Source organism: Staphylococcus sp. FSL K6-3157, assembly GCF_038005145.1.
GTDB lineage: Bacteria > Bacillota > Bacilli > Staphylococcales > Staphylococcaceae > Staphylococcus > Staphylococcus equorum.
Map to the genome: position 1 here is coordinate 1,802,054 of NZ_JBBOSM010000001.1, position 16,527 is coordinate 1,818,580.

Genomic DNA, 16,527 nt, shown 5'->3' on the forward strand with positions numbered 1-16,527 from the left:
ATTTGGGCATGAGAATGATTCTCATGCCATAAACATTTTATTTTTTATCATATAAGGCTTGATGTAAATTTTGGGCTACATTTTGTGGTAAGCCTGATGCTTTCAAATCATCAATACTTGCTTCTTTCATTTTTTTAATTGAACCAAACGTTCGCAACAATTTCGTTTTACGCTTGGCACCAATACCATCTACTGTATCTAATACTGATTGCAAACCTGTTTTTTGGCGTGTTTGTCTATGAAAAGTAATAGCAAATCTATGCACTTCATCTTGTATCCTTTGTAACAGATAAAATGCTTGGCTGTTTTTTTTGAGCGGAACGATTTCAGCACTTTCTCCATATAATATCTCTGACGTTTGATGCTTATCATTTTTACGAAGGCCAGAAACAGGGATATCTAATCCTAATTCATTCTCAAGCACATCTATCACACCACTCATATGCCCTTTACCACCATCTACAATAATTAAATCTGGCAATGGTGCGCCTTCATTTAGGACACGCGTATAGCGTCTACGTACCACTTCACGCATTGATTTATAATCATCTGGCCCATCTACTGTTTTAATTTTATATTTTCGATATCCTTTTTTATTTGGTTTACCATCAATAAACGACACCATAGCGGAAACTGGATTGACACCTTGTATATTAGAATTATCAAACGCTTCAATTCTAATTGGTGTTTGAATGCCCATACGGTCACCAAGCTCTTCAATTGCTTTAACTGTTCGGGACTCGTCTTTTGCGATTAATTCGAATTTATTTTCAAGCGTTACTTCAGCATTATGATTCGCTAAATCTACCAATTCTTTCTTTTTCCCTTTCATAGGTTGGACAATTTTCGTATCTACGACTGAACCAACCATTGCTTTATCTAAATGTTGCGGAATGTGCACTTCTTTAGGTAACAAGTGTTGATTCAAATCATAAAATTGACCGATAAAAGTATAGAATTCTTCTTCTTCTGTTTGTTGTATTGGTATCATCGTTGCATCACGTTTAATCATATTACCTTGACGAACGAAAAATACTTGAATACACATCCAACCTTTAGATACGCTATAACCAAAAACATCTCTTATTGTATAGTCTGATGTTGTGATTTTTTGTTTTTTAGTTAAATTATGAATATGCTGAATTAAATCTCTATACTCTTTTGCTCTTTCAAAATCTAACGTTTCACTCGCATCTTTCATATTTTGTTCTAAATTATGCAAAATCGTTTTATCTTCACCATTTAAGAAATCTGAAACCTCTTTGGTCATTTCTGCATACTTTTCTAATTCAACTGGATAGACACATGGACCGAGGCATTGACCAATATGATAATATAAACACAATTTGTCAGGCATTTTATCACATTTTCTAAATGGATAAATACGATCAAGTAATTTTTTTGTCTCTTGCGCAGAATAGGCATTAGGATAAGGGCCAAAATACTTGCCGGTACCCTTTTTAACTGTTCTTGTAACAATTAACCGCGGATATTTTTCTTTAGTAATTTTAATAAATGGATAACTTTTATCGTCTTTTAATAAAATATTATATCTTGGTTGATATTGTTTGATAAGGTTAAGCTCCAATAACAGTGATTCTGTCTCACTAGACGTGACAATAAATTCAAAATTTCGAATCTCTCCAACTAAACGTGTTGTCTTTGCATCGTGAGCTCCAGTAAAATAAGACCTTAATCTGTTTCTTAATTTCTTCGCTTTACCGACATAAATAATTTGATCATTACGATCTTTCATCAAATAACAACCTGGTTCAGTTGGTACAACTGTGAGTTTCTGTTTGATTTGTTCTTGATACGTCTCCACGTTTATGTCTCCTCCTTTCACTTCATATTTCCTTTAAATCTTTATAATACAACGACATGAAAGTAAATATACATCATGTTTCAGTTAATAATTTTTAATCATATATACATCTCATTGTTTGAGTTGTTAAATATTACCTACAATCTATTATAAATAGTACCTACGTATTAAACAATCTATTGAAACGCTAATAAATTGAAAACTGGGACATTAATTAAATTAATGTCCCAGCTTTGCTAGTGATTTACTATAAATGTTTCTCGATTACTTCTGCTAAGTTTTCTTTAGGTTGGAAACCTACTACTTTATCTACTGGTTCGCCATCTTTAAATACAATTAAAGTTGGGATACTCATAACTTCAAATTTAGCAGCTGTTGATGGATTTTCATCTACATCAAGTTTTAAAATATTAGCTTTGCCATCATAGTCACCAGCTAATTCTTCTAATACTGGAGCAATCATCTTACAAGGGCCACACCATGTTGCCCAAAAATCTACTAAATTTACACCTGATTTGATGTTTTCATCAAAGTTTGAATCTGTTGCTTTTACGATTGCCATAACTGCCAATCCTCCTTAAATTTCAAATGATGAAGAAATTATAACAGACTTTATAGCATTCTGCATATTTCTTGCTCACGCTTATTTTAATTCTGCCACGGTAACGCCAAACCCACCTTCGCTTGGCATTCCGTTTCTATATGATGACACACTTTTATGTCGTTTTAAATGTTTTTGCACACCTTTTTGCAAAGCACCTGTACCTTTACCATGAATAATATAAACTTGTTCATAATTACTCAACACTGCTTGGTCTAAATATTGATCAACAGCTACCATGGCTTCATCATATCGATAACCACGTAAATCAAGTTCCATTTTAATACTTTGTCGGTTTTCTCGTTTAATCATCTTGGCAGGTGTTTCTTTGGTTTTCTTCGTTTTCTCTAAATCTTCTAATGGTAATTTCATTTTTATGATACCCATCTGTACTACCGCTTCTTTATCGCCTATTAGCTCTAACACTTCACCTTTTTGGCCATACGTCAGTACTTTCACTTCATCTCCAGCTTTAATCTCGTCCCATTTTTGCTTTTGAACATTTTGTTTCAGTGATTTAGCTTCGTACTGGTCTTCAAGCTGTTTCTTCTTATCAATTAACTCATGCTCTTTAACATCAGCACCTTTTTTATCTCTAAGATCACGTAACTCTTTAAGAATGTCATCTGCTTCTCTCGTAGCCGATTTCACACGTTGATTCGCTTTTTCTTTCGCTTCACTTAAAAGTTGTTTTTCATAATTTTGATATTGCGCATACTGTTTAGCAAGTGCATCACGCGCTTCTTGTGCTTCTCTTACTAGCTGATCTAATTCAATACGTTGTTCGTCAACACGTTTAGAATTATGTTCTAATGAGGCAATCATTTCATTAATTTCTTGTTCATCTTGCCCAATCATTGATTTGGCTTTTTGAATCACTTGCATATTAAGTCCTAATTTTTTAGAAATATCAAACGCGTTTGACCGTCCAGGAACACCCATTAATAATTTATAAGTCGGACTTAATGTATTAACATCAAATTCTACACTCGCATTCATTACGCCTTCCCTATTATAGCTATATGCTTTTAATTCAGGATAGTGTGTCGTAGCCATTACAAGTGAACCAATTTCATGTACATGATCTAATATGCTCATTGCTAATGCAGCCCCTTCACTTGGGTCTGTCCCTGCACCTAATTCATCAAATAAAATCAAACTATTTTTAGTAGCGTCTTGAAGTATTTCTACAATATTTTTCATATGAGAAGAAAACGTTGATAAAGACTGCTCAATGGATTGTTCGTCACCAATGTCACAATACACATTTTCAAAAATACTTAATTTACTGCCATCAAGTGTAGGAATTAGCATGCCTGATTGAGCCATAGCAATAATTAATCCCAGTGTCTTGAGCGTTACCGTTTTACCACCCGTATTTGGTCCCGTTATAATCACAGTTTCTATATCTTGAGCAAATTCAATCGTGTTCGCCACAACAGAGGTTCTATCTAACAACGGATGAAATGCTTTTGGTAGATAAACAGTTCTATCCGTAGTAAATTCTGGTTTCGTACCTTTAATTGATCTTGCATAACGTGCTTTAGCTGTTAAAAAATCAATTTGACCCATAATAGATTCTGAAATCAAACAAGCGTCTGCTTCTTCAGCAACCTGTACAGTTAGTTCAGTCAATATACGTTCACGCTCTACCGCTTCATCGTTACGGAAACTACTAATTTGATTACTCATTTCTACAATTGAGGAAGGTTCTATATACAATGTTTGACCAGAAGCTGATTGATCATGGACAATCCCGTTAAAATCTTGACGATACTCAGCTTTTACTGGTATAACATTACGATCATTACGTACTGTCACAATTGCATCAGAAAGTTTTTTCTGGTTGCCTTGATGCTTTACAATTTTATCTAAATTTTGTTTTATGCGTTGCGTTGTTTTAGAAATCTTACTTCTAATACCTTGTAATTCGTAACTAGCATCATCAAATAAATCATAAGCATCACATTTTTGATGTATATTTTGATACAAGTCTGATAAAACAGGGAGTTGTTCCATTCTATCGTTTAGAATTGGGTAATTAATTTCTTCTTCTTCGTTTAACAAACTATTATAAAATGTTTTATATTGATTTTGTATTTGTATTAAGCGTTTAATTACATTTAATTCGCTAACATTAAGCACGCCACCAATTGTCGCTCTATGAATAAATGAAGATATTTTTGCTAAACCACTTAAACTTGGCATGCGATGCTTATTATAGATTTGAGCTATTTCATCTGTTTCATTCATTTGAAATTCGACAGTATTGAAATCAGTTGCTGGAGTCATCGCTACAACTTTTTCTTTACCTAAATCACTTATTGTTTCATTCTCTACAAGTGCTTTTATTTTGTCGAATTCCAGGACATTTAATGATTTCTGTCTCATATAATCCCTCTATTTCTTCAATTTAATGTTATTTTCTATAAGCGATTTAAACGCCTCTCGTGACATCGTATTGATTACTCTGTCTTTTTTAACAAACCCTTTTTGTGCAGTCGCCACACCGTACTTCATGAATTCAAGATGATTTACGTGATGGGCATCCGTATTAATAGTTAATTTAACATTCGGATGTTTTTTAACTGTTTCGGCATTTAGATCTAACCGTTTAGGGTTTGCATTAATTTCTAAAATCGTGTTTGTCTCTTCGGCAATTTCACATAATCTATCAATATCTGGTTCATAACCTGGGCGTTTACCAATAATACGACCAGTTGGATGTGCAATATGTCTAACATATGGATTGCGACACGCGTTTTCTAAGCGTTTCATAATGTCTTCCTGCGATTGGTTAAAACTTTGATGTATTGCTGCAATAACATAATCTAATTGCGCCAATACTTCATCGTCATAGTCTAAACGGCCATCAGGAAGTATGTCCATTTCAATACCTGAGTAAATATCAATTTCTTCATATTTATTATTCAAGGCTTTGATCTCTTCATTTTGGCGTAATAGGCGCTCAACTGACAAACCATTGGCAACTTTTAAGCTTTGAGAGTGATCTGTAATCACCATGAATTGATGGCCTTTAGCAATGTTTGCTTCTATCATCTCTTCTATACTGAATGCACCATCACTATACGTCGTATGCATATGAATATCACCATTAATGTCATCTAATTTTATAATTTCTGACAGGTCTTTATCAAACTCGCTTCCATCTTCACGCATTGCTGGGTCAATCCATTTCACACCGAAATGATCATAAATTTCTTTTTCACTTTGATATTGTAGCAATTCGCCATTTGCTTGTTCAATGCCATATTCACTCACTTTTTCATCTTTTTCTTTAGCTAACTGACGAATACGAATATTATGATCTTTAGAACCAGTGAAATGCTGTAGTGTGTGATAGAAAGCTGAAGGTTCGATTAACCTGAAATCTACACCTATTGTTTCATCATCATAAGTTACTTCTAATGATACTTTTGTTTGTCCAACAGCTACTTCTTTAACTTTATTAGGTATATCAAGTAATGCCTGTTGTACTTTAGTTGGTTCATTTGTACTTATAATATAGTCTAAATCTTTACTCATTTCTTTAAATCTTCTATAACTACCAGCAACTTCGTATTGTTCGATACCTTCAATTGAGGATAAATGTTCATTAATTTCAATGTTTAAGCCTCGCATTTGATCAATAGGGTATTTATCTTTTTTCGCACCAAGCGCTTTAACTGCCTCTAAGATATTTTGTTCCGTTTTTTTAGCAAAGCCGCTTAATTCACTCACTTCACCAGCTTCACAAGCTTTTTGTAATGCTTCTTTACCGTCTATATTTAATTCTTTATAAAGTTTCGCTATTTTCTTGCTACCTAATCCTTGTATTTTCAGTAAAGGGATTAGCCCTTCTGGTACTTCTTTTTGTAGTGACTCTAATGTCGAAGAATTTCCTTCTTGTTGATATTCTTTAATTACGTCTCCTACACCTTTACCAATGCCTTTTAACTCTGTGACATCCTCTATTTGATCAAGTGGACGTTCATCTATTTCAAGACTTTGAGCTGCTTTTCTATAAGCTGAAACTTTAAATGTGTTTTCACCTTTTAATTCCATATAAGTAGCTATTTTTTCTAATAATTGAATAATATCTTTTTTTGTCATTACTTTCACTCCATAAAAAAAGGTCAAGACAGATTACTGTTATGCGTTCATCAGTAAATTGGTTATGCCCTGACCTCCTGTATTTTAAAAATCTATATATTTTACGAAAATTATGCTAGCTATATGTTTAATACAAACGTCGACACATAAGGTGTATGTAATAACATATATTCTGCAATAATCGAGCTTGAAAGTTGCTGTTGTATGAATTCTAATGGATAAAGTGCTGCACTATACAATAATGTTGTGCAGATAATAATTGAAGATATTATTCCCATTAACATACCAATAAATCGACTTATTAAATTGAGCCCTCGGTATTGAATAACCTTATCAAAGACAACAATAACCCCATAACAAATTATCTTGGTAATTGTCGCTACGATTAAAAATGCAATAATGTGGTCGAATCGCTGTTGTAGGTTATCAAATTGAAAAGCATAATTCAAATCGTAAGCCTGTGTTTTAGGAAAAGGTATAAATAATTCCAATCGTTGAGATATTTGCAAATAAAATCGTTGCGCTACCCATAATGAAAACAACGTAGCCCCTAGATGTAATGCACTAAACCATACACCTCTTCTAAATCCAATCATTCCTATGTAAATAAAAACAATTACAATTAATATATCAAAAATCATTATTCATCACTGTTTTTCAGTTGTTTTATTTCTTGTTGCAGACGATGATTTTCCTCTTCTAATTGTACTTTTTCATGCATAATGTTTACTGCTGTTAATATTGCTTTTCTTGTCGTGTCTAAACCTGCACTCTTACTACCCAGTTCTTTAATCCTTTCATCGACGAGATGTGCTACATAACGGATATGTTCAGGATTGTCCTCTCCGACAATTGTATAACGCTGATCATTTATAGTGACGTTAATCCGATTTTTAAACTCTCCCATATAATAACTCCTGACTTTTGTTTATATTTCCGAATTCATTCTCTTATTGATTCTTTTAAGTGTTTAATTTAGTAATTTATACTATTTATTACGAACCATTATACACGACAAAATATTATTTTGTAAGAGGTGTGATTTGTAATATTTGAAATATTTGTTATTTATAACATTTTTGACAATGTAAATGAAAACGCCTCTACATAAACTTTTAATAGATGGTGCTTTCACTAGTAGCTCGGTTATTTATACTTGTGATATGATATTCATTGTTGAAATATAAATATTAGTAATCCATATAAAGTGAGGCCAAAAAACATGACAAATGTTGTACTTAAATTAACAAATCAAGAAATCCAGCAATTAATGTCTAAAATTCAATTTGATACATCGAATGTTTCTCAAGGAATGAAAGGCAAAACCAAATATAAAAGCACTTCAATTTCAATTTACAATTCAAATAAAGTCATGTTTCAAGGTAAAGATGCAGATAATATAGCATCTCAACTCTTACCTAATACAGCTAAACTTGCACAATCTAAAACGAATTCAGTTAAAAAAACTTCTAGCACTAATAAGACTATTCGATATAACAATTATCAATGTATTGGTAGTGATGAAGCAGGCAGTGGTGATTATTTTGGTCCACTTACTGTATGTGCTGCTTATGTTTCCAAAAAGAATGTACAAGTATTAAAAACGCTTGGTGTTGATGATTCTAAGAAATTGACTGATGCAAAAATCGTTGAATTAGCTGAACAACTTGTAACTTTTATCCCTCATTCTTTGTTAACTATGCACAATGAAAAATATAACGAAAAACAAAAATCTGGCTGGTCACAAGTTAAAATGAAAGCAGTATTACATAACGAAGCAATCAAAAATGTAACACAAAAGATAGATACTGATGCATTAGACTATATTGTCATTGATCAATTTGCTGAGGCTGGTGTATATAAACGCTATGCTCTAACCGATTTACCATTCAGTACTAAAACAAAATTCGAAACAAAAGGTGAATCTAAATCTATAGCAATTGCGGCAGCCAGTATTATTTCACGTTATGCCTTTGTTAAAAATATGGATAGTCTCTCGCGTTCTGCTAAAACAGAGATTCCTAAAGGAGCTAGCAATAAAGTCGACCTTGCAGCAGCTAAAATCATTGATCGTAAAGGCATTGACTATCTAGACTCTATTACTAAAAAGCATTTTGCTAACCGTTCAAAAGCAGAAAAATTAGTACAAAAGAAACATCGTTAGCAAATAAATTTACTATTAACATTATACCTTTAGCATAAAAACCTTGGCATCCCATAATAATGGTCTGCCAAGGTTTTTAAATTACACTATTTTATCTAATTGTTGCACCTTCTGCTTGTAAAGCAACTAAGATGTCTTCATGTACTGCATTTACTTTGTCATCTGTAAGTGTTTGTTGTGTATCTAAATAAGCTAAACGAATTGCAATTGATTTCTCATCTTCAGCAATGTGTTCGCCTTCATAAACATCAAATACTTCGGCTTTTTGTAAAATTTCTCCACCATGATTTTCAATGACTTTCACTAATTTTGCTGAAGGTATTGTACGATTGATAACTAAAGCAATATCTCTTGATACACCTGGGAATCTAGGGATTGGTTGATAATTAATATATCCAACTGAGACAGCCATCAATTTCTCATAATTTAATTCAAAAACGTATGTGCGTTTTAAGTCATTTTCTTTTTCAACTTGAGGATGTAATTCACCAACAAAACCAATGATTTCATCGTTTAATTTAACCATAGCTGTTCTACCAGGATGTAAGCCATCAATTTCTCCAGATTCATAGTCAAATTGGATATCCAGTTTTTCGGCAATGCGATCTACGATACCTTTGACAACAAAGAAATCAACTTCTTCTTTCTTACCTTGCCAAGCATTAACTGTGTAATCACCTGTTAAGATGCCACTTAAATATTCAACTTCATCTGGTAATTCACTTTCGCCATTACCAAAGAATACACGCCCTAGTTCATACAAGCGCACATTATTATTTTTACGTGCGACGTTATAGGAAACTGCATCGATTAAATAAGGTATCAAACTTTGTCGCAAAGTAGCATGCGCCTCACTCATCGGCATTAATAAATCAATTGTAGCGCGTTCTTGTAGTGCGAAATCTTTCGCTCTTTGTTTGTCTACCAATGAATAATTTATTGCTTGACTTAAACCAGCACCTTCTAGTGTTGCTTTCACGACACGAGACTTACCTTGTCTATCCGTTAAAGCACCATGTGTTACTTCCTCAAACACAGGTAATGTTGATGGGATTTCGTCATAACCATACATACGTGCAATTTCTTCAATTAAATCTTCTTTTATTGTAATGTCTTTACGACGAGACGGTACCATAACAGTTAAGATATCTTCATTTCTAGTTGTTCCAAATCCTAATTGTACAAAAATCGCTTCAATTTCTTCCGCTGATAGTTCAAAACCTACTGTTGTATTTACTTTATCAATAGAAATTTCAATTGGGGTAACAAATTGACCTAAATCGCCTTCTGCCACACGACCTTGAGTTACTGAACCGCCCGCATAAGTTTGTAGTAAATAACAGGCTCTATCTACCGCTTCATCTACAAATTCTGTCGCAATACCTTTTTCAAAACGACTAGAGGCTTCACTTCTTAAGTTTAATCTTCTTGAAGTATGTCTAATAGAAACAGGGTCAAAAATCGCGCCTTCAATCACAACATTCGTTGTTGATTCAGTCACTTCTGAGAAATCGCCACCCATTACACCAGCTATTGCTATTGGATTTGTGCCATTTGTAATAACAATATCACTGTCTTTCAATATTCTTTCTTGATCATCTAGAGTAGTCATTTTTTCATCAGCATGAGCTTGACGTACTTCTATTTGACTTGAACCTATTTGATCTTTATCAAACATGTGTAGTGGTTGACCGTATTCTAAAAGTACATAGTTTGATATATCTACGACGTTATTGATTGGGCGAATGCCTGCTTTGATTAAACGCATTTGCATCCACTCTGGAGATGGCGCGATTGTTAGACCATTCACCACTCTTGCGCTGTAATATGCTACCTTATCTTTATTTTGAATGTTCACGCTGATTTCATCTGACGTTTGTTCAGAAACCTCATTACTATTTGTTTCTGGTTTCTTCATTGACACATTGTATAACGCTGCTGTTTCATAAGCTGTACCTATCATACTTAATGCGTCAGCTCTGTTTGGTGTTAAATCAAATTCCATCACTTGGTCATTTAAATATAGTGCAGTCATAGCGTCTGTACTTGGAGTCACTTCAGACGAAAAGACATAAATACCATCTTCAAATTTTTTAGGGACAAGATTGCTTGGCACACCAATTTCTTGAAGGGAACAAATCATACCCTCTGAACGTTCTCCACGTAATTTAGCACGTTTAATTTTTATGCCGCCAGGTAATCTGCCACCTACTGTTGCTACAATGACTGTCTGACCAGCATCAACATTAGGTGCACCACACACGATTTGAACCGGTTCTGCTTCACCAATGTCTACTAAACATATATTTAGCTTGTCAGCATCTGGATGAGGCGCTTTAGATTGTACGTATCCGACAACTAAGTTCTTGATTTCTTTTGTATAATCTACAATATCATCTACTTCAATACCAGTACGTGTAATTCTTTCTGCAAGTACATTAACTGGTTCATTAATATCTACATAACTTTCTAACCATTCTTTTGAAATAAACATTACTTTTCACCTCTATCTTCTACAGCTTTAAATTGATCTAAGAAACGTACATCATTTGTATAGAAATGACGTATATCCTCAATACCATATTTCAACATTGCAATTCGATCAGGACCCATACCAAATGCAAAGCCAGTATATTTATTTGAATCAAAACCTGCCATCTCTAATACATTAGGATGCACCATACCAGCTCCTAGAATTTCTATCCAACCAGTTTCCTTACAAACATTACAGCCTTCACCTTTACATTTGAAACATGAAACGTCTACTTCTACAGAAGGTTCAGTGAATGGGAAGTAACTTGGACGTAGTCTAATTTCTCTCTCTTCACCAAATAATTGTTTAGCTAATAATTCTAACGTACCTTTCAAATCACTCATTTTAATATTTTCATCTACAACTAAACCTTCAATTTGAGTAAATTGATGACTGTGCGTTGCATCATCAGAATCGCGTCGATAAACTTTACCAGGACATAAAATTTTTACAGGACCTTGGCCATTGCGTTCCTCCATCGTTCTTGCTTGAACAGGAGACGTGTGTGTACGCATTAATATTTCATCTGTAATATAAAAGCTATCTTGCATGTCTCTTGCAGGATGTGATTTAGGTAAGTTTAGCGCTTCAAAGTTATAATAATCTTTCTCTACTTCAAAACCGTCAACAATTTCGTAACCTAAACCTAAGAATAAATCTTCAATCTCTTCAATCGTTCTTGTTAAAGGGTGTTTAGAGCCTATTGAAATTTTACGGCCAGGTAATGTAACATCAATTTGTTCTTCTTTTAATTGTTGTTCTAATTGTTCATGCGCTAAAAGTTCATGACGTGATTCAATTTCACCTTCAATTGCTTGTCTCACTTCATTCACTTGTTGACCATAGGCTGGTTTTTCTTCATTAGATAAATCTTTCATATGTTTCATCAAACCAGTAACTGACCCTTTTTTACCTAAATATTTAACTTTTACATCTTGTAATTCTTTTTCATTTTGAGCTTCATTAATATCAACTAATGCTTGCTGCTTAATCTCAGTCATCGCTTCTGTCTGTGCCATACATAGTCCTCCTATTTAAAATCTTAATGTGTAGTGATTTTTTGTAAAAACGCAAAAAAGACTTTCATCCCTTGAAACTGGGACGAAAGCCTTCCGTGGTACCACCCAAATTTATGCCTAAGCATACACTTGTTGTCATTGATAACGGAAATGAAGTCCGACTTAAATTTCTTTAAGTAACCAAAAAGGTGAAAAAAACTAAATACAGTGGATTATCTTGCAGTCTTCGGATAATCTCCCTTAAGCAACTGTATGAAAATAGTCTACGTCTTTTTAAAGGTTAATATTTATTTTGAAATATCATTAACTATATTATATACGATAATTGATTAAAGGGTCAACCTTTCAAGTGATACATCACGATACTACCAGCTATTGCTACATTTAAACTTTCTGCCTTGCCATAGATAGGTATTGTTAAATTTTGAGACGTTTTACTCAATAATTCAGGGTTTACACCTTCACCTTCATTACCTAAAAGTAGCGCGAACTTTTCTTCACTTTGTATTTGATTATATGGTACTGCATTGTCCAATGCAGTACCATACACTCCCCCTTCAAAGCCATCAATAAATTCACTTAAATCTTGTGACACAATTGGAATATGAAAGACGCTGCCTTGACTCGCACGCATAACTTTATCTTGATAAGGGTCTGCTGTACCTTTTTCAAGCACAATTAAATCTAATCCGGCAGCATCTGCGGTGCGGATTAATGTTCCTAAATTACCTGGATCTTGGATACAGTCTATTAGTAGCACTTGTTGTGCATTCGCTGTTTCATGAACAGGTTTTTCAATCACCGCAAAGAAGCCTTGTGGTGTAACTGTACCTGATAATGCTTCAGCAACTTTTAAATTAATTTCAAATACTTCTTCAGCATGATTAATCATGCCATCATCAAGTCTTTCAATATCTACGACATACAATTGTTCAATTTTTAAATTGCTTTTATAAGCTTCTTCAATTAAATGATAACCCTCGATAAGTGCGCGTCCTGTCTTATCTCTTTCACGTTTCTTTTTTAATTTAATTGCATTTTTAACTTTACTATTTTGAGCCGAAGTAATCATTTCCATAGCATAGCCTCTTTATTTTAGTATTTTTAACTCTTAAATTTATGCTTAATATTTGTACTAATATTTTTAAAAAATGTAGAAAACTGGCTTTCACTTTCCACTAAAATATTATCTCCTGTATATGTTACTATATCACCTTTAACTGGTGAAGCGTTATTGAGAAATTTAATTTTCAACGTTTGAGTAGTTTGGATATCTTTATGATTCATCACTTGAAAGTGTACATGTGGCTCAGAAGCATTTCCTGAATTACCTACATTTGCGATATGTTGTCCACGTAATAATGTATCACCTTTCTCAATTTTGAACGAATACGGTTTAATATGTGCTATCATACTATATTCATTACGACCGTGCTTAATAACTATGTAATTACCTTCGGGATGCATTGTATTATATTCTCCAGGTGTGCAATCAGGAATCCCGTCTACAACTTCTTCTACTACCCCGTTTGCCGGAGCTAAAATAGGTGCATTATAACTAAAATAATTCTCGCACTCTGTGGGGTCACCTTTATATGTGAAACCTTCTATTACTTTTACAAAATCAAAAGCATTACGTTGATTTTTATATCTATAGTGATGATTTAACAACTCATTTGCGCCACCAGTATGAACTAGCCAATCTTCTTGTAAAGGGATTGTATAACTACATTTCGAGAATTTAATTGAATGTGATTGCTTAATCGGTATTAGTGCCATACCAATAATTTCTTGATATTTATTTAAAATAACACTTGCACCTGATTCCATATTAGTATCAAACCAAATATACTCATCTTGACGATTTATATGTAAATGCTTATACAACCTGTTTGTTCCTCTAATACTGTTATACGCACTTAATAACTTCTTAAATTCTTTATAAGAAGAAATTTCTTGAAAATAATCACTAAAATGCTCATAAAGCCAGATGGCATCACTATTTTCTATTTTATTTATAATTATTTGTGCATTAATTGTTTCCATAATTTTACACAACCTATCAGCTGAATATAAATACTACCTATCACTAACATAAAAAATCGCTCAAAAATTATCAAGTGAATAATTAGTGAACGATTAGTATAGGCTATTATTAAGCCATTTAATTAAATGAAATTATTTTGATACAACGTCTTCGCCATTGTATGAACCACAGTTCTTACACACGCGGTGAGATAATTTATATTCTCCACAACTTGGGCACTCTGTCATACCAGGTACTGAAATTTTGAAATGCGTACGACGTTTATTTTTTCTTGTTTTTGACGTTCTTCTTTTTGGTACTGCCATGATATATCCTCCTTATATTCAAACACTAAATAGAAATTTTCAGATTCAATAATCCATTATACTATAGATTATTAAAATCCGCTATTACTCTTCGTCATATAATTGTTGTAGTTTTTGAAGCCTAGGATCAATTTGCTTAGATTCAGATTCTTCCTTATCTTTTGCAAGCTCAACCGCTTCTTCTTCGTCAATAACTTCCCAACCATTGCCTTCACTTAACATCTGATCGCTTTCGTTTGAAAAAACACGCATTGGTTTTCCAATGATAACTAGTTCTTCAGTAATATCTTTTAGATTTATCATACCGTTTGTTGCATCATGGTAATGTTCATCTTTATCTTCGCCATTACTATATTCATCATATCCTTCTAAATCAAAAATCTCTTGGGATTTAATATCTATAGGAGTTTCTACAGGAACTAAAGTACGTGCACACGGCATCGTATACGTTCCAGTTATATGCATATCTGCAATGACTTCATTTGATCTGACGGTTAATTCACCTTCAACATCAATATCAGATAGATCTATTAAATCTAATGATTTTACTAAATGATCAAAATTAACCGTTTGATGGAATTCAAATGGTTTATCTTGGAATTTTCTTAATTGTGTTATTGACCATTTCATAGGGCTTCACCTCTAACAAGCACAAAATTTATTTTAACTTTATAGACATAAGTTGTCAAGATTTTTTCTTAACACATTTACATCTGTTACAATATATATAATGAATTCTGAAAGGAAGAATTGCAAATGAAAAGCGTTGCACTAGTCACAGAATATAATCCTTTCCACAATGGTCACTTATACCATGCACAGAAATCAAAGTCAATTACTGAAGCTGAAGTTTCTGTCGCAATTATGAGTGGAAACTTTGTAATGAGAGGCCAACCAGCAATTTATAATAAATTTACGCGAACACAAATGGCGTTAACCGCTGTCGACTTAGTTATTGAATTACCTGCCTACTCTGCAATTTCTGCAGGACAATATTTTGCAGAGACTGCAGTTCAAGTCGCAGATTATTTAAATGTTAATCATTTATCATTCGGAAGTGAATCTGGTGATATAAATGCATTTTTATCACTTGCACAAGAAATGAATAAAGTAGAAGATTCACCACAATTTTCAGAGAAATCTAAAGAAGGTAAAAGCTATCCACGAATCATTAGTGAACTTATCTCTGACCATTCATTACTTTCATCACCTAATAACACTTTAGGGATATCATATGTGCGTGCGATTCAAAAATGGGCACCAACCATCCAACCCTGGACGATAACTCGAGAACAAAGCGCTCATCATGATGATTTGATTTCAAACTTTGCTTTTGCAAGTGGTACTTCGATTCGTAAATCAATTCAAACAGGTGATGACCAATGGAAAAAAGTTGTTCCTGAATCGGCTCAAACTCTTTATGAAGCGCCCCAAGTTTCAATTGAAGATACCTTCACTTATATCAAATACGCAATTTTAAGCCAAGATGTGCAAACTTTAGAACAAATCCACTTAATGAGTGAAGGGTTAGAACATCGTTTAGTGCATTTAATCAATGAAGCTACTTCTTTTGAACATTTAATGAAATTAATTAAGTCAAAGCGTTATACATATACGCATATCCAACGTTTACTTATGAACATTTTACTGAATTTCAAACAACAAGATAAACCTTCAACAATTGAAGCAGTTAGAGTATTGGGCATGACACAAAAAGGACAACAGTATTTAAAATATTTAAAGAACACTTTTCCAGAGCGTAATTATATAACACAAGTCAACAAACAAAACGCGCATTATTTTACGAACGAAATACACGCCACTCAAATTTATAATTTTCTTTCTAATAATACCGCTACCGACTTCAATACACCTGTCATACGTGTTTAAAAAGTGTAATAATCATAAATTAAAAATGGC

14 protein-coding genes are annotated in these 16,527 nt (G+C 33.3%); 2 read left to right on the forward strand and 12 right to left on the reverse strand.

Going from position 1 to position 16,527, the window contains the following annotated elements:
- Positions 1-37: 37 nt before the first annotated feature.
- From uvrC to zapA, 6 genes are all read right to left on the reverse strand, one after another.
- Complete coding sequence (gene uvrC, locus MHB47_RS08640; protein ID WP_340756188.1) at positions 38-1,825, reverse strand: excinuclease ABC subunit UvrC; 1,788 nt, start codon at positions 1,823-1,825, stop codon at positions 38-40.
- Between the two features lie 247 nt (positions 1,826-2,072).
- Positions 2,073-2,387: a thioredoxin gene (gene trxA / locus MHB47_RS08645; protein ID WP_002507961.1), complete on the reverse strand. Its 315-nt coding sequence runs from the start codon at positions 2,385-2,387 to the stop codon at positions 2,073-2,075.
- Positions 2,388-2,468: 81 nt separating this feature from the next.
- Positions 2,469-4,817 carry an endonuclease MutS2 gene (locus MHB47_RS08650; RefSeq protein WP_056935474.1) on the reverse strand — a complete coding sequence of 783 codons (2,349 nt, stop codon included), beginning with the start codon at positions 4,815-4,817 and terminating at the stop codon, positions 2,469-2,471.
- Positions 4,818-4,826: 9 nt separating this feature from the next.
- Positions 4,827-6,539 (reverse strand): DNA polymerase/3'-5' exonuclease PolX, encoded by a 1,713-nt coding sequence (gene polX / locus MHB47_RS08655; RefSeq protein WP_340756191.1) that lies wholly within the window; start codon positions 6,537-6,539, stop codon positions 4,827-4,829.
- Positions 6,540-6,658: 119 nt separating this feature from the next.
- Entirely contained in the window at positions 6,659-7,180 is a 522-nt protein-coding gene (locus MHB47_RS08660) for a CvpA family protein (protein WP_002512279.1), read from the reverse strand.
- The gene (gene zapA, locus MHB47_RS08665) at positions 7,180-7,446 is read right to left on the reverse strand and encodes a cell division protein ZapA (RefSeq protein ID WP_002507965.1); all 267 of its coding nucleotides are present in this window, start codon (positions 7,444-7,446) and stop codon (positions 7,180-7,182) included. Before zapA ends, MHB47_RS08660 begins: the two co-directional genes overlap by 1 nt.
- Positions 7,447-7,761: 315 nt before the next feature.
- Between zapA and rnhC the strand changes: the two genes are divergently transcribed.
- Positions 7,762-8,703 (forward strand): ribonuclease HIII, encoded by a 942-nt coding sequence (gene rnhC, locus MHB47_RS08670; RefSeq protein WP_340756193.1) that lies wholly within the window; start codon positions 7,762-7,764, stop codon positions 8,701-8,703.
- Positions 8,704-8,794: 91 nt separating this feature from the next.
- On the opposite strand, the gene pheT is transcribed toward rnhC, so the two are convergent.
- The 6 genes from pheT to MHB47_RS08700 all read right to left on the reverse strand — a co-directional run bounded on the left by pheT (position 8,795) and on the right by MHB47_RS08700 (position 15,237).
- Positions 8,795-11,197: a phenylalanine--tRNA ligase subunit beta gene (gene pheT / locus MHB47_RS08675; RefSeq protein ID WP_340756195.1), complete on the reverse strand. Its 2,403-nt coding sequence runs from the start codon at positions 11,195-11,197 to the stop codon at positions 8,795-8,797.
- Entirely contained in the window at positions 11,197-12,255 is a 1,059-nt protein-coding gene (gene pheS / locus MHB47_RS08680; RefSeq protein ID WP_002512277.1) for a phenylalanine--tRNA ligase subunit alpha, read from the reverse strand. The genes pheT and pheS overlap by 1 nt, the downstream gene beginning before the upstream one ends.
- 337 nt (positions 12,256-12,592) lie before the next feature.
- Entirely contained in the window at positions 12,593-13,333 is a 741-nt protein-coding gene (locus MHB47_RS08685) for a TrmH family RNA methyltransferase (RefSeq protein ID WP_069818694.1), read from the reverse strand.
- Positions 13,334-13,359: 26 nt separating this feature from the next.
- Entirely contained in the window at positions 13,360-14,301 is a 942-nt protein-coding gene (locus tag MHB47_RS08690; protein ID WP_056935470.1) for a M23 family metallopeptidase, read from the reverse strand.
- 132 nt (positions 14,302-14,433) lie between these two features.
- The gene (gene rpmF, locus MHB47_RS08695) at positions 14,434-14,607 is read right to left on the reverse strand and encodes a 50S ribosomal protein L32 (RefSeq protein ID WP_002507971.1); all 174 of its coding nucleotides are present in this window, start codon (positions 14,605-14,607) and stop codon (positions 14,434-14,436) included.
- Positions 14,608-14,691: 84 nt separating this feature from the next.
- A complete protein-coding gene (locus MHB47_RS08700) occupies positions 14,692-15,237 on the reverse strand; it encodes a YceD family protein (RefSeq protein ID WP_002507972.1) in 546 nt (181 codons plus the stop codon).
- 126 nt (positions 15,238-15,363) lie between these two features.
- Here MHB47_RS08700 and MHB47_RS08705 point away from each other — a divergent pair, with 126 nt between their 5' ends.
- On the forward strand, positions 15,364-16,497 hold the full coding sequence (locus MHB47_RS08705) for a nucleotidyltransferase (RefSeq protein WP_002507973.1): 1,134 nt from the start codon (positions 15,364-15,366) through the stop codon (positions 16,495-16,497).
- The last annotated feature ends 30 nt before the right edge of the window (positions 16,498-16,527 follow it).